Raw genomic sequence first — 15,507 nt, forward strand, 5'->3', positions numbered from 1 at the left:
CAGGCTGTGTCGCTACCTTGGCTGTCGTCTTGTCGCCGGCTGTAATGCTGTCGATAAGAGGGGGGGCCGGCTACTGCTTTTTCGTTATTTTCGCGCTCGCTCTGGCCTACCTTGGCAAAGCCGAGCATCGGCGTCGTGCGGCGGCGCTGTTTCGCGAGCACCGGCTCTTCGTGCTGGGTCTGATCGGCCTGCCGGCGGTCGTGCTGTTCCAGATAGCGGTTTTTCGAAGCAGCACGTTCCCGGCGCTCGATCCATTCCTGCGGCTGGCTCTCGTCGTCCCGAGCTTTTTCTATCTGGGTTCGCTGGCGTACCGGCAACTCCGCCTCGTGCAATGGGGATTTGTGGCGGGCGCACTGGGCGTCGGTACGTGGGCCATCTACGCGCACTTTCATCCAGCCGTCTGGCTCGCCCCCGGTCGCCTCGGCAATTCATTTACCAACCCGATCCCTTTCGGCGACACAGCATTGCTGCTCGGTTTCCTGTCGATTGTGTCAATTACGCGAGGCAGGCGTGCGCGCATAACTGAGGTGGCGATCAAGATTGCGGCGTTTCTGCTCGGCGGATATGCGTCATATCTGTCGGGCTCGCGCGGGGGCTGGATTGCGGTGGCGCTGTTCGTATGGACAACCGTCGGCGGTCGGCACTGGCTAGCCAGCAGGCGGGCACACATTACATTGGGCTGTGCGATCGTGGCGTTTTTCGTGGCACTCGGATCCACCAGCATTGTTCGCCAGCGGGTCGACGCGACCGTGTCCGACTTCAAGGAACTGCAGCAAGGCAACATCGATACGTCGCTTGGCCTGCGCCTTCAATTGTGGCGCGCGTCCGCGCTCCTGTATTCGCGCCATCCGGCGTTTGGCGTGGGGCGCGGCCGTCTGGAGGAGGCGCTGAACGAGCTTGCCCAACGCGGCGAGGCGCCGCGGGCGATCGTCAACGCGGGCGCACATAGCGAGTTCTTTTCGACGCTTTCCCAAATGGGAACGGTGGGCGTGGCCGCACTGCTGCTTCTGTACGTCGGGACCTTCACACCGTTCTGGCGGAACCGGCTCAGCGCGGACGGCGAAATCGCTACCGCATCGTATCTGGGACTCGCCGTGGTTGGCAGTACGATCATCTTCGGGTTGACGATCGACGCGTTGACGCTCGTGATGAGCGCAGCCTTTTTCGCGCTGAACGTAGCAACACTGCTTGCCTGGATCGAGGCGCGCAAGCGTGAAATCGGCGAAGTGGGCAACTCACGTGCGCTGAAGCGGGAACGGCCTCCGCGAACGATTCTCGTGGCCTGCCCGCGTCGCATAGGCGATGTGTTGCTGGTGACACCGCTTGTCCGGTCGATGAAGACGCAATGGCCCGACGCCATGATCGACATGATCGTGTTTCGGGGTACAGAGGGGGTACTTGAGCACAACCCGGACCTGCGCCGCGTCATTACTGTCCCTCAGCGCGTCCCGCTGCGCGAGCGAATTGTCGACGCGGCGCGGATCTGGCGGCGTTACGATCTTGCCTGCGCAGCCACCGATTCCGATCGCGCACTGATTTATACGTGGCTTGCCGGCCGCAAGCGGATCGGGCTCGTCAATGCCGATCGTGTGAAGTGGTTCGCCCGCGTCATGCTTCACCGTATCGCGCTCGACCGGCAAGCGCAGACACACGTGGTGCCGAACACCCTCGAACTGGCGCGGCTGGTGGGCGTGACGCCGCGCGGGGAGGTGGTCGCACCGGGCATCGGTCCCGATCCCGGGCGCAGGGCCCGGTTCGAGGCGCGGCTCAATGCGCCGCCCGGCGCGATGCCGGGGCAGCCCATGGTCGTGCTGCACCTGTGCGCCATGTACGGGTATAAGCAATGGACCGTCGATGGCTGGGCCGCGACCATCCGCTGGCTGCGCGCCCAGGGCTTTGCTGTCGCGCTGAGCGGAGGACCAGCGCAGGCCGAGCGCGCGTATGCCGCGCAGGTGGTCGCGGCGGCTGGCGAGCCAGTCCTGAATCTGGTGGGTGAGCTGACGCTCGGCGAAACGGTGGAAATGATCCGGCGTGCGAAGATCTTCATTGGTCCCGATACGGGTACCACGCACGTTGCGGCCGCATGCGGCACGTTGACGATCGCGCTGTTCGGCCCAGGCGACCCGGTTCGCTGGGGGCCGTGGCCATGCAACTGGCCGGTGGGTGAGGCGCCATGGGCTCGACGCGGCTCAGGCCTGCGCGGCAATGTGTACCTGTTGCAGGGCGAGAGCAAGTGCGTTCCGTGCCGGCAGGAAGGGTGCGGCCGGCATAAGGAAAGCACAAGCGATTGTCTGACCGGCCTGCGGGCAAGCCGCGTGATTGCTGTCGCTGCGCAACTGCTTGGTATTCAGGCGCCGACACAGGCCAAGATCGTCGACATCAGCCGATAGAGGCGCCCCCGTGGGCATTGCCTGAAGGGCCGGACTTACGATGAGATGCCAGATAAGATAAATACACTTCGACGGCATAGCAGTTCAAGCGAAGACCATTCAACTGCATGCTTGGAGCCAGCGCGCTTTGCGACAACGCCTTGCGCCTGTGTACTAATAATACGGGCTTTGAGTAATCCATAGAAGCAACGGACGTTGCGACAGCGGACGTTGCTGCTCCGGTTCTGCGACGATTCGCGAGTGTCCGCTCAGGCCGGCGGATTCAACCGGCCGATATGGCCGCACCAATGACCGTTGTACCCTTGGGAACAGCCATTGACGGAGAGCCCACCCGAAGGGCCGCAGTGGGTCGACTTTCGCCCCTCCGATTTATAATCAGATTTTCCCCGGTCGAACCACACACATGAACCTTGCTGCATTGCAAGAACAACTAGGTCGAGTTCGCGAGGAGCTGAATGCGGGCGAGCAGCCTACTCGAATATCAGTTCGGGAGTTGCTACGCTGGGGTGGCGCGGAGCGACGCGGCTCGAACGTCGCTTACGCAATCCGACAAACGCTTCGCAATGCAGGAGTTGATACCGATCCCAACTTCAATCATGCGAGCCTCGATACTGAGTTGGCTTTTCGACTTGATCTGCCTGTTCCGCCGGACAACGTTGTTCCGGCTGACGCCGAACCCGCGCCGATCGTCGGCGCCGGCGACGCGGTTCAAGCACCGCAGGTCGCGGCTGCTGAGGGTGTCGTCGAGCAGCCGCCGTATCTCGGCGGCGCCCCATTGGAACCGGCTTTTCGGATCAGCCGTCTTGACGCTGCAAATAAGCAGCCGCTAAGCGTTCGTCCCGACTGCAGTCTCGCAGAAGCTGTGACCACTATGCTCTTGCGTGACTTCTCCCAGCTTCCTGTCATGACGAACGAGCGCGATCTTAAGGGCGTTGTGAGTTGGGAATCGATAGCTCGGCATTTGCAGTTTGACGCGGAACGCCCCACCACCGTCAGACAGTGCATGGACCAAGGAGTGGAAGTAAAGGAATCGGATTCCCTATTCGATGTGATTCGGTTGATTGCCGCCGAGTCGTATGTACTGGTTCGAGCGGCAGACAATCGCATCAAAGGTATCGTTACATCGACAGATCTGAACTTGCAGTTTCAGCAACTTTCTGAGCCGTTTTTACTGCTAGGCGAAATCGAAAATTTCGTGCGATCGTTGATTGATGGAAAGTTCACGGGTGAGCAGCTTCGGGAGGTTCGCGATGGGGCCGATGAGGGGCGACCGGTAGATTCGGTCGCCGATTTGACCCTAGGGGAAATTATAAGATTGATGGAAAATCCAGAGCGTTGGCAGCGAATTGGGCTGCAAATCGACCGTGTGATCTTCAAGAAGGAGCTGGATCGGGTCCGACTAATAAGAAACGACGTAATGCACTTTGACCCAGACCCTATCTCAGCGGAAGATCATCAATCGTTACGAGCCTTTGTCCAATTTCTGCATCAGATTCAGCGATTGAACTAGCAATCACAGGCCGCCTATTCTGATAGACGCTATGGGGCTACCGGATCGTGTTGATTACCGTCGCAAAGCCGCGAATGAGCGGCTGCTGTAATTCAATAAGAGCCCCTTCGAGATCGAATACCGAAGGTCGGTGAGGGGTCGGACAGCGACTGCCCGAAGGCTTGCCGGCACGCAAAAGATAACGAGCGGTGCCCTGTTGGCCCAGATGACGCGGCATGCCCCGTCAGTTTCTACCGTTATCGTCGGTGCCGAACCAAGCGGCCGCCGATTCCGGGTTCTCTTTTTTCCAGCGTTCGAGGTCTTCGCCCTTGAGCCAGAAGTTGGGCGATATGGGTTCAACATGGCGTTGTGACGTGTTGCGGGCACTGCGTGTGTTATCGGGATATCGCGCGGCCGGTGTCGGCCGCTGTGGTGCCTGTCGAAAGGGGCGCGCCGCCTCGGCGTAAACTGCCACAAGCTCAGCTTTGATTTTGGTGCGTTCGGCCTCGATCGCGGGGTGGTACACCCAACGTTTGCAAACCAGCTCATCGACGACCAGCCGCGTGAGCTCTGCCTCGGTCACTGTTCCGCCAAGCCGTGACAAGTCTATCTCGAGTGTAGGAATGCCCTCTTCCCAGATACGCAGGCGCCGCGCGACGTCGATCTCGTTCGAGACCGTGACTTCGACAAGCAGTGTCTCGAATGGCCAATCGGGCGCGGGTACGGTAGTCGCAGTCACATCCGGAATGATCCGGCCTGTTCGCTGCTCTAGCGCGACGGACTCAAGATTCAGCATTTGCGATCGGCGGATCGTCCGGTTGATGGTGCTGTTTCCGGTCAGCCGTTGCACGCGTTCGGTCAACATCATCTCCGGAACAACGAGCCGCTTTTCCCGCTCAAGGATCTCCTTGGCCTTCCGGTGCAGCAGCGTTTCGCGCGCTTGCTCAGGGGTCGCGCCATCAAGCCCCACAGCCTCTCCTGTGAGGTCGAGCGCGAACACGGCCTGCTCCCGTGCCGCCTCAGACGCAATCTCGTTCAGTTCCCGATCCTGCCAGTGTCCGCACCATCGAGCCTTACTCACAAGCAAGCGCGTGCGTTCGCGCAACTCTTCCGGGCTCATGGCGGCAAGCGCCGGATCGTCGACCAGTACTTCGATCACAGCGTGCGGCATGTCGTCCGCTGCACCGCTATGGCTACCGACGAGTATCGCCCGAAATTCGCGTCCGTCTTCGAGCGTGACAGTTGCCTCGGCTTCATCGGAGAACGCGCAAGACGCTATATTTACACGTTCGGCCGGCGCATCGAACCACGCGTCGTGAAATTCGCCAGAGATGCCAGCAACGCGCGCGGTGCGTCGTCTGCTCGGGAGGTTTAAGTATTCCGTACTCTCGAGTGTCGCCAGCAGGGCAGCTCGCGCTGCCAGCACAAGGCAGGAATACTTTTCAGTACCGTCAACGTGACGAAAATGTGGCCTCAGCCGAAAGGCATCGCGGGCGGCGTTCACCGCGATTAATTGGCCACCACAGCTGACGCACTCGCAGTTGCATTGGGTACCGCGCTGATGTTCGCCTAATTCGAGGATGTAGCGCGGCTCGCCGGTATCGCGATCGCGCGCCCATGCCATAACGAGATCGGGGATCGTCGATCGATTCCCCAGACGGGTCTGAACGGTCCAGCCTGCGCGATGCAAATCTGTGTCTTCTTTCTGGCTCGGCATGCCCTGTAGGCCATGGTCTTGAATGCGTAGTGCAACTGACTGATTCGATCGAAGCGAAGCAGCAGGCGACGGAATTTGTCTTCCCATGCGAACACGCGCTCGATCGTGCGAAACCGCTCCTTAAAAATGGCCAGATCGAACAGCGGCTTGCGACCTCGCTTCGTACGTTTCCTGCCGCGCGGGTTCGGATTGATGTTGGGCACCATCGCGCGGTTGAATATCGCCTTGCGGTTGGCGCGACAATCGTAGACGCCGTCCAGGCTGACCACGGTGTCACGCAGGTCGAGCCTTGCTTCGCGGGCAATCCGTATCACCCGCGGCAGCGCGTCACGCAGCAGCGGCGATTCGTTGCGATTGCCGGGTGCCGACACGAACGGGGCGATCACGTTGCAGTTCCGGTCACAGAAGGCCACCACCTTGTCACCCTTCATGTGCTTGTGGCCACTGAAGCCGATGTTGTCGCCGCCTTTCTTCGCCGCCGTCGTGGTACCGTCACCGTGGATCACGCTGGTGTCCAGTCGTCCATCCTCCCGAAGCCGCAACACCGAAGCGAGGAAGGCAGCATCAAGGCATCCGCGTGCCTGCCAGCGACGAAACGCACGATAGATGCTCGTGTAGTGAATCTCCGGTCGGCCATCCCGATTTTTTTCAATCGGCAACGCCTTCCACTGGCAACCTAGGTACAGCAGTTTCAGGATGTAGTTGAAGATCGCGTGCGTGGTCAGTTTGGATGCCGGTCCCCGGCTGCCTGCCGTGAGGTGCGGCAAGACAAATTGTTCGAACTGCCCGAGGCTCAATTCCGTTGGAATCCGTTGCCATTGCTGGCTTTGCGCCATTATCGGCCGCCAAAGAGCGGAGATTCTAACGGATCCGGAAAAATCAGCGAAACTCATGCCCACAAAGAACTTCAGGCAAATTCAGCAGCCTTGAGAAACCCGCAACCAGTTGTGAACAACGTAGTTGAGCAGGACCACGGGCCATCAAACGCATCACCCGGCCGATGCTCGGATTCCGTTCTTCTGGGTCGATCCACGCGAGGACCTGATCGTGCTGTTCCTCACCCAACTCCTGCCGTCGAGCGCACACCCGGTGCGTCGTCCGTTGCGCACGCTGGTCTACAGCGCGATCACGGCGTCTTGACCCCTGAGGTCCGCACCTTTGGCAGGAGTAATGGATTGCCTCGCCAGCTTGACGCGCATCAGGACTTCACCGGCACCCACTTGCGCTGCTCAACCTTGAACAGCGTGGTCTTTGGATTCTTTAAATCGCCGAACTGGTTAAACTCCACCGTGCCGAACACACCTTGAAAGGACAGCGTCGAGATGGCCGGGGCAAACACCTTTGGGTCAGTCGAATTGGCCGCCTTCATGGCATTCACGATCACCCAGATGTCGTTATATGCAAACGGAGCAAAGCCAATCGGGTCAGCCCCATACTTGGCACGGAAGCTCGCGAGAAACACCTTGCCTTGCGGAAGTTGGTCCAGGATGGCGCCCTGCTCGAAGGCGTACATTCCTTCAGCGGCCTTGCCGGTACGGGCAAGAAAATTCTTGTTGGCATATGTCGCCCCAGCCACGAGCGCCCCGCGGTAATCCAACTGACGAGCTTGCTTGACGATCAACGCGCCTTCTGCGCCGAGGCACGCGACGAACACCAGATCCGCCTGCTGACCGATGATGTGAGTCAGGACCGCCTTAAAGTCGGTGGCTTGGTCTGAGGTGAATTCGCGGGCTGTGACCTGCCCCCCCTGGGCTTTCACTGCTGCGTCGAATTCGTCGGCCAAACCCGCGCCGTACGCGGTGCGATCATCGATGATCGCAATCCGCTTGGCGTGGAGGGTCTGTACTGCCAGCGCCGCGGCCGCTTCAGCAACCGTGTTATCGGTGCCGTACGGACGAAACAGGAGTTTGAAGCCTTGGTGGGTGATCGTGGGGTTGGACGACGACGGGACAATCTGCACCATCCCGCTTCGGTCGTAAACCGAAGACGCCGCCAGCGTGGTACCCGAGTTGAAATGCCCGACAACCGCGACGACGTTCGAATCGATCAACCGTTGGGCGGCTTGCACCGCCATCTTGGGATCGGCCTGGTCGTCCTCGGAATCGAGCGTGAGCTGCAACTGCTTGCCATGGATCATGATGTTGGCGGCATTGGCCTCGTCGATAGCCAAACGCGCGCCCATTTCCAGATCCTTGCCATAGCTGGCGGATGGACCCGTTAAAGGACCCGCGAAGCCGATCTTGACGGAGCTGTCTTGCGCGAACGCTGCGTGTGCAATTGCTGCGAGACTTAGCGTCGTCAGGCTTTTCAGCACCATTCGCAAAGCCGTCTCAAATGTAGCCATTTTGCAATCCTTTAAAGGTTAAGTGTCCGCGATAAACGGAGTTCACTTCGGGGGGACGTCCCGCCAGCACAGCGTCGACTGGAAGGGTATCTTTTCAAAATCCGTTGTTCACGGAATACTTGCCTGAGCGTGATTTCTGTTTCATTGGTTAACCGTATTGTGGTTACGGTATCTACAAGCCGAATAAATGGCCCGCGAAAGATGGGCAACGGGAAGCGCGGCGCGTTCTCTGTTGCTGGTCCGATTGATCTTCGCGATCCGGAAATCGAAAGACAAACAAGAAAACAATTCAGCCAGGCCAAGCCAGGTTTGTTACGGGTAAACCCTTATCCATCGGTAACGCCGCAACGCGACAACGCCGTCGAGACAATGGAGCTGAATCCGCATACCTGCACATGAATCGCCGGGTTCTGCGGCCGTTTTTTGTTCCACCTATACTCACGTACCGGCGGCCCCGCTGGTCAGTTTCTTCGACTGTTGCGTCGTGCACCCGACCGTCTCGCCAGCCCTCACTCTGAACACGAACACCTGCTGCCCATGCGCTATAGGCTTCCGCCGCTGAACACGTTCCGGATCTTTGAAGCGGTCATGCGCCGCGGCTCGATACGACAGGCTGCCGACGAACTCTGCATTACCCCGCAAGCGGTCAGTCACCAGTTGAAACTGCTCGAAGAATCGCTTGACAGGCCGCTATTCGATCGTCACGTGCGCAGCGTGGCAGCCACGGAATCCGCTGAGATGCTGGTGGAATATGTGCGGCGGGGACTCGACCAGATCTCCGAAGGCGTGACGTTGATCAAGAGGGCACGCGCCACACCCAAGCTGTTTCTGCATGTCAGCCCGTACTTCGCAACCGCATGCCTGATCCGCCACCTTGGTCATTTCACCCGTCAGTTTCCCGAGCTCGATTTCAGAATGTCGATCGGTGTGGACCTGGTGGACTTCGACGATCTCGGCCTCGATGCCGCGATTCACTGGGGTTATGGCGGCAACAGCGATTTCACGGAAGTGCCGTTGATCGAGGACCTGAAGGTACTTGCCGCGGCCCCGGCGCTGCTCAAGCAGAATCCCGTGGAGAAGCCCGAAGACCTGCTGAGGCATACGCTGATCTCACCACTTGGCGGTAATAGCCTGTGGCACGACACGCTCGCGCTGCTCGGTATCGAAGAAAGACATGCTCAACCGACATTGCTGTTGCACACGCACAGCGCAATGCTCGAAGCGACGCTCGCGGGTCTCGGCGTCGGCTTCATTTCGTATCTCGATGCACTCACTGAAATCCGTTCCGGCCGGCTGATCGCGCCGTTCGGCGTCGATCTGCTGAGCAGGCTTCCACTCGAAAAAACACCAAAATTTTTCCTGCTCTACAAAAACGACCGCAAGAACTCCGACACCCTGATGAATTTCGCCGAGTGGCTGCTGGAAGATGTATGTCGCGAGGAAATCATCGGCTATCCGTCCAGGTGCCGCTGATCCCATAGCGAAACGCAGCATGCTCAGGTGCGGGGCCGCTGCGTGAAGACCCCGGGATAATCATGCTCGGCCTGCTCCGGGCTCAGATAATCGTATGCGACGTCGCGCTCCACCTGCTCAGCGGGACGCTCCTCCGCCCGGCCATAGCCGCCGCCGCCCGGCAGCTCGAGCACCAGCCGGCGGCCTTCGGGAATCGCCTGGCGGCCCTTGGCGCGCAGCGCCGTGCCGTCATCCAGGTGCACCTTGCCCGCCGCCCCGTTACCGCCCCCCCGATGGCCGCGTGCGGGAAACGCGACACGGTCGAACATCGCATTCAGGCTGAACTGAAAGCCCTCGCGAGCGCCGATCTCGATGTTCTGACCGAGACCGCCACGCCATCTGCCCGCGCCACCCGAATCCGGCCGCAGTTCCTTGCGCCAGATCACGATAGGGCCAATGCTCTCCGTGACCTCGACTGACATCGCATGCACGCCGCTTGGGAATGCCGTCGCGCTGAGGCCGTCGCTCGCCGGCCGGGCCCCGGTGCCGCCACTGTTGAAGACGAGCAATTCGTTGCGTGTCTCGCGGTTATCGTCGCGCGCGCCCTGAAACTTCATCTGCAGGTTCCACAAGGCGCTCGCGCCTTCGGCGGGGACGATGCCGGGACACATATCCTGCAGCGCACCCAGCACCACATCGGGAATCAGATGCCCGATCACATGCCGCACGGAAACCGGCAGCGGCCGTGGTGCATTGAGAATGCAGTCCTGTGGCGCAATGATTTCGAACGGCCGCAGCGAGGCCCAGTTATTCGGGATGTCCGGCGCAATCGCGCATTTGAGCGCGTAGCACGCATAGGCCTTGGTGTAAGTCAGCGGCACGTTGATGCCATATGTGCTCGGTCCCGACGTACCGGCGAAGTCGGCGAGCATCGCGTCGTCGCGTGCTTCGAGCGTGACTGCCAGTTCGACCGGATGCTCGTAACCGTCCACCGTCATCGCATAGCGATGCTGACCGCGTGGCAGCGCCGCAATGCGTTCGCGGGTCGCGCGTTCGCTATGCTCGAAGATGAAATTCGCGAGCTCTGCCAGATTATCGAGACCGAACTCGTCCATCATCGCTGTCAGCCGTTTGCGGCCGGTTTCATTGCATGCCGCAAGCGAATGGAAGTCGCCGATCACCTGATCCTGCTCGCGCACGTTGCTTTGCAGAATCCCGATGAGATCGGCATTCAGCTCGCCGCACCGGAACAGCTTCATCGGCGGAATGCACAGCCCTTCCTCGTAGACTTCGCCGGCGTCCGGCCCAAAGCCGCGCCCACCGATGTCGACCACGTGCGCAGTCGCTGCGAAAAAGCCAATCGGGTGTCCCGCGCCACGAAATACCGGCGTCACCGTGGTGATGTCGTGCAGATGGCCGGTGCCGAGCCAAGGGTCGTTGGTGACCAGCACGTCGCCGGGCGCAAGTTGATCCGGGCGGAAACGCGCAAGGAAATGGCCGACCGATTCCGCCATCGAATTGACGTGCCCGGGCGTGCCGGTCACTGCCTGGGCGATCATGCGCCCCTGCGCGTCGAACACGCCGGCCGAGAGATCGCCGGCTTCACGTACGCTAGTGCAGAACGCAGTGCGGATCAGCGTAACGGCCTGCTCTTCGACCACCGAAATGAGCCGGTTCCACATGATCTGCTCACGAACATGAATAGTGGCGTTAGTAGTGTTCATGTTATGCATCTCCTTCACGACGACGTTGAATGAGCAGGCAATCGTCCTGTTGCAGGACGACGCAAAAACCCGGGGTGACGAGCGTCGACGTTTCGTCCTCGACGATGATCGCAGGGCCATCGATACGTATGTCGCGCGGCAAGCTTGCGCGCGCATAGACCGCGCAATCGTGAAAGCGGCCGCTCCTCGCATCGAATACCGGCCGGTGTTCGAGCGCGGCAATACCGCCGTGGTCTGGCGCTGCCGAGCCGGCGCTCGGCTCGATGCGCTTGGGACGCGCCTCTACAGTGCGTAAGGAAAGCGCCCAACTGACCACTTCCACGTCGAGCCCTGCCACCTCGTGTCCAAACAGCTGCGTATAGGCCTCGATGAAACTGTGGCGCAAGGCGGCCACGTCGAATGCCGTGAAACGCTCAGCCGCGACGCTGACGGGAATCTCCCAGCCCTGTCCGGTGTAACGCATATAGGCGCGTAACTCGCGTCGCAGTTCGCCTGTGTGGCCAGTCTCGCGCAAAAACGCGGCAACTTCGACGTTCATTTCATCTATCAGCGTGTTGACCATGCCGCTGTCGAATTCGCTCAGGCGCATCACCGCACTGCGCAGCGACTCGTAGCCGAATGGCGTGCGCAGAAAACCGATTGCGGAGCCCACGCCCGCGCCGGGCGGTATCAACAGTTGCGCGATACCGAGCTTCTCGCACAGGCGCGCTGCATGCAGAGGCGCCGCGCCGCCATAAGCGATCATCGTGTATTCGGCCAGCTCGCAGCCGTTTTCGACCGCATGCACGCGGGCGGCATTGGCCATGTTTTCGTCGACCATCTCCGCCACCGCGAAGGCGCCCTGCACTGGATCGCCTTGCAGCGGCTGCGCGATATCGCGCTCGACAGCGCCGTTCGCCGCAGCGGTGTCCAACTGGATCGTGCCGCCTGCGAAGCGGTTCGCATCGAGCTTGCCCAGCAGAAGATCGGCATCGGTGACGGTCGGCCGCCGGCCACCGCGGCCGTAGCAGGCCGGCCCCGGCTCCGAGCCGGCGCTTTCAGGGCCGACGCGCACCTGGCGCAAATCGTCGACATGCGCAATCGACCCGCCGCCTGCACCGATCTCGACCATCTCGATGACGGGAATCGAGATTGGCATGCCGCTGCCTTTCTTGAAACGATAGGTGCGCGCCACTTCGAAAGTGCGCGCGGTCTTTGGATGCTGTTCCTCGATCAGACAGATTTTCGCGGTCGTGCCGCCCATGTCGAAGGAAAGCACCTTGTCGAGCCCGAAGCGGGCCGCAACGTGGCTCGCGTAAATCGCACCACCGGCGGGGCCGGATTCGAGCAGACGCACCGGAAACTCAGCGGCGCTTTTCAGCGACATCAGGCCGCCGCCCGAGTGAATCATGTAGAGCGGACAGCGCATGCCTTCGCTTTCGAGCGCCGTGGCCAGCCGGTTGAGATAAGACGACATCAGCGGCTTGACATAGGCGTTCGCGCAGACGGTGTTGAAACGCTCGTACTCGCGAATTTGTGGCGAAACCTCGCTGGACAGCGATATGGCGACGCCAGGCAAGTGCTGCTGTAGACGCTCGCGCACCGCGCGTTCGTGGGTTGGATTGCGATAACTGTGCAACAGGCCCACTGCCACACTCGGGAATTCAGCGACGCGAATCGCCGCAATGATCCGCTCGAGGCCATCGAGGTCGAGCGGCACGAGCTCGTTGCCTTGCGCGTCCATGCGGCCGCCCACGGCGAAGCGGTCGCAGCGCGGCACGAGCGGCTTGGGCAGTGCGATGCTCAGGTCGTATTGCTCAAAGCGGCTTTCGGTGCGCATCTCGATGACGTCGCGAAAGCCTTCGCTCGTGATGAAGGCGGTGCGCGCGCCGCGCCGTTCGATCAGGGCATTGGTGGCGAGCGTGGTGCCGTGAACGATCGCTCCGATCTGCGCGGGTTCGATCGACGCCTGGGCCGCCGCACGCCGCAGAGCTTCGACAATCGCGCGTTCAGGCTTTTCGTAATCAGTCAGAACCTTGGCCGAGTAGAGTCGGTCGCCGTACTCCAGTGCGACGTCCGTAAACGTGCCGCCAATGTCGACACCCGCCCGAATCGTCTGTTTTCCGTTATGCATGCGCGGCTCTCTTACTGTGAATACGCGGTGTTGCGACAGGAAGCGCGTCGCGGCCTGTCACTGGTTCGATTGATCTTCGCTATTCCGGAATCGAAAGACAAACAAGAAAACAATTCCGCCAGGACAAGCCAAGCTTGTTGCGGGTAAACCCGTATTAACGTGTGGATTCGGTTATTCGCCCGTTTCGCCCCAGAACAAAAAGCGCGCAGGCGCAGGCTCGCGCCGAAGTTGGGCGAAGCAATCGCCCCGCATCTGAGCGCGCGGGGCGCACACATCGACGAGATGCGAAGACTGGGCAAGACCGGCGCGGTGTACGGCTGCGGTGCAAACTGGGTAGGCGGGCGAGAAATCGCCCATGTTTCGGAGACCTCAACGAGCTGAAAGAACCGCCATCCAAATCGAGGGCGAAGTGGTATCTTTGAGGTGCATGCTGGTGAGATCGAACTGGCCTTTGCGAATGCGATGCATCAGTTCGATGCCGGAGAGGGTAACGGCGGCGCTGTGGAACCGCTTGAACCCAAGCATCACGTTTACCCGCGATTTGATGTGGCGGTGATCCTGCTCAATGAGGTTATTCAGGTACTGATATGACTTTCCGTGTCAATCGGGATAGGTTTTTCGGTTTGACTTTCGGTTTGACTCCATACGCGCGTGAATTTCCTGAGGGCGGCGTAGCAGTAAGTCTCGACGGTGGGTCACACTTCTATGAGCAGACTTCTGTCAAGATCCCTTTTCCCGAAATTTCCATAACCTGTCTGACCTGTGTTTGGTCTGAAGCCGCCCTTGCGCTCGTGAGAAGAACCAGCATTCTCACCGCCTTCTATCCGCTGGCGTATCACCAGCCTTATCCTGCATGCGCGTTACGCCGGAATCATTCGCCCCGGGAACATGCCCCATCTGAAAGTATTCGGTTGCTTCAGCAACCCAGTGTGACCACGGGCATGTTCGCTTCAACCATGTTTGCCACGTCACTGCCTGGCCAAACCTTTATCTCCTTCCTGCCAAACTGTAGGGGCTTATGTGGACTTCAGCTGTGCGCCGTCAGGGATGACGCCGTCTTTCAGATAGCGCCACAGCGCAATGGCAAGACGTCGCGCGACCGCGACGATGGCGATGCGTCGCGCGCGTCGGTTCGGTCCCGTACCCTGTGTGCGGTGGTTAAACCATTTCGCCAATGCGCTGCCGGGCTGGTAGCGAAGCCAGGTCCACGCCATCTCGATCAGCAGCGCGCGCACCCGCCGGTTTCCCTGTTTGCTGATCCCCTGGTCGACCTGGCTTTCGCCACTGTCGTAGGGCTGTGGCACGAGCCCGATGCACGCACCGACTTCGCGGCGGTTGTCGAACTCTCGCCAGAACAACTCGAGGGCAAGGCGCGAGGCGCCTACTTCGCCAATCCCCTGCAGGCGCGCCAGCGCATCGCAACGCTGGCGCGCGGGTGCTGGTACGTTTGCCTGTCGCGTCTTCTCCAGCGCCGCAAGTTGTTGTTCGACGAGTGCGAGGCGTTCGCACTCGCGCATTAAACGCTCACGCAGCTCGTGCGGTAACGGCGCTCCGTCATGGCAGCGCACCTCCTCGCGTTCGAGCCGCTTGGCGAAGGTACGGTGATCGACCGCATCCCAGCAACCGAGCGTGACCAGGAGCTTGCGCATCCGGTCGCGGTGCTGCAGCACTTCCTTCTGCAGTTGGCCGCGCTCGCGCATCAGCTGGCGCGATGCCTCATCCTGCGGTGACGGCACGTGCACCACGTGCATGCGGTCGCGCTCGCCGCGCAGCCATGCGCGCAGATTGATCACCAGCTTGATTACATCGAGCCGGTCGGTCTTCGCGCGGCGTCTGTGACGTTCAACCGGGGTGCTGGCCGGATCGATGACGTAGCACTCGATGCCGTGCACCTGCAGCGCGCGACAGATCCAGAACGCGTCCTGCCCGGCCTCGTAGTTCACGACCGTGCGTACGCCGGCCGGCAGCGACCACTTCTCGTTGTGCGCCTCGATCAGGTCCAGGACCGCCTGCAGACGCGCTGCGGCCTGTGGTTGTGCGAGGGTGTGCACGGCCGGCTTCTCGCGCCGGCCGTCGTGAAGCGCGACTTTCCATCTGGCCGCCGCCAGTTCCAGCGACACTGCCAGCACGAGTACGTCACCATGACCCGTGTATGCCTGATCGGTACGCATGATGTTCTCCTGTAAGCAAACCTCGGCAAGCTGATTTTAGACGTCAGCACGTCGAGGCCCTCGCTTCATAGGATCTGATATCCGCGGGTTGGGTACCGCATTACAGG

At 60.7% G+C, this 15,507-nt stretch carries 11 protein-coding genes and 2 pseudogenes; 6 read left to right on the plus strand and 7 right to left on the minus strand.

Annotation, left to right across the window (positions count from 1 at the left end; genetic code table 11):
• Nucleotides 1-44: 44 nt before the first annotated feature.
• From OKW30_RS29305 to OKW30_RS29315, 3 genes and pseudogenes are all read left to right on the plus strand, one after another.
• A pseudogene (locus OKW30_RS29305) lies at nt 45-989 on the plus strand (O-antigen ligase family protein); the annotation flags it as partial.
• Between the two features lie 159 nt (nt 990-1,148).
• Nucleotides 1,149-2,390 (plus strand): glycosyltransferase family 9 protein, encoded by a 1,242-nt coding sequence (locus OKW30_RS29310; protein ID WP_429349187.1) that lies wholly within the window; start codon nt 1,149-1,151, stop codon nt 2,388-2,390.
• Nucleotides 2,391-2,793: 403 nt separating this feature from the next.
• Nucleotides 2,794-3,900 (plus strand): CBS domain-containing protein, encoded by a 1,107-nt coding sequence (locus tag OKW30_RS29315; RefSeq protein ID WP_429348331.1) that lies wholly within the window; start codon nt 2,794-2,796, stop codon nt 3,898-3,900.
• 223 nt (nt 3,901-4,123) lie between these two features.
• Here the strand turns inward: OKW30_RS29315 and OKW30_RS29320 are convergent, their stop codons facing one another.
• A complete protein-coding gene (locus OKW30_RS29320; protein WP_429348332.1) occupies nt 4,124-5,503 on the minus strand; it encodes a hypothetical protein in 1,380 nt (459 codons plus the stop codon).
• A complete protein-coding gene (locus OKW30_RS29325; protein WP_429348333.1) occupies nt 5,449-6,432 on the minus strand; it encodes a hypothetical protein in 984 nt (327 codons plus the stop codon). The genes OKW30_RS29320 and OKW30_RS29325 overlap by 55 nt, the downstream gene beginning before the upstream one ends.
• 124 nt (nt 6,433-6,556) lie before the next feature.
• On the opposite strand from OKW30_RS29325, the gene OKW30_RS29330 reads away from it, so the two are divergent.
• On the plus strand, nt 6,557-6,736 hold the full coding sequence (locus OKW30_RS29330; RefSeq protein ID WP_187630336.1) for a hypothetical protein: 180 nt from the start codon (nt 6,557-6,559) through the stop codon (nt 6,734-6,736).
• Between the two features lie 58 nt (nt 6,737-6,794).
• Here the strand turns inward: OKW30_RS29330 and OKW30_RS29335 are convergent, their stop codons facing one another.
• Nucleotides 6,795-7,940, minus strand: coding sequence for a branched-chain amino acid ABC transporter substrate-binding protein (locus tag OKW30_RS29335; protein ID WP_429348334.1), 1,146 nt, complete (start codon nt 7,938-7,940; stop codon nt 6,795-6,797).
• A gap of 201 nt (nt 7,941-8,141) precedes the next feature.
• Here OKW30_RS29335 and OKW30_RS29340 point away from each other — a divergent pair, with 201 nt between their 5' ends.
• On the plus strand, nt 8,142-8,339 hold the full coding sequence (locus OKW30_RS29340; protein ID WP_429348335.1) for a hypothetical protein: 198 nt from the start codon (nt 8,142-8,144) through the stop codon (nt 8,337-8,339).
• 138 nt (nt 8,340-8,477) lie between these two features.
• Nucleotides 8,478-9,413 (plus strand): LysR substrate-binding domain-containing protein, encoded by a 936-nt coding sequence (locus tag OKW30_RS29345; protein WP_187630297.1) that lies wholly within the window; start codon nt 8,478-8,480, stop codon nt 9,411-9,413.
• A 23-nt stretch (nt 9,414-9,436) separates the two neighbouring features.
• On the opposite strand, the gene OKW30_RS29350 is transcribed toward OKW30_RS29345, so the two are convergent.
• The 4 genes and pseudogenes from OKW30_RS29350 to OKW30_RS29365 form a co-directional block, all read right to left on the minus strand.
• Nucleotides 9,437-11,116 (minus strand): hydantoinase B/oxoprolinase family protein, encoded by a 1,680-nt coding sequence (locus tag OKW30_RS29350; RefSeq protein ID WP_429348336.1) that lies wholly within the window; start codon nt 11,114-11,116, stop codon nt 9,437-9,439.
• Between the two features lies 1 nt (nt 11,117).
• Complete coding sequence (locus OKW30_RS29355; protein ID WP_187630299.1) at nt 11,118-13,229, minus strand: hydantoinase/oxoprolinase family protein; 2,112 nt, start codon at nt 13,227-13,229, stop codon at nt 11,118-11,120.
• Nucleotides 13,230-13,598: 369 nt separating this feature from the next.
• A pseudogene (locus tag OKW30_RS29360) lies at nt 13,599-13,814 on the minus strand (DDE-type integrase/transposase/recombinase); the annotation flags it as partial.
• Nucleotides 13,815-14,245: 431 nt separating this feature from the next.
• Entirely contained in the window at nt 14,246-15,400 is a 1,155-nt protein-coding gene (locus tag OKW30_RS29365; protein WP_429348337.1) for an IS110 family transposase, read from the minus strand.
• Nucleotides 15,401-15,507: the final 107 nt, after the last annotated feature.

The organism is Paraburkholderia sp. Clong3, assembly GCF_050436485.1.
GTDB lineage: Bacteria > Pseudomonadota > Gammaproteobacteria > Burkholderiales > Burkholderiaceae > Paraburkholderia > Paraburkholderia tuberum.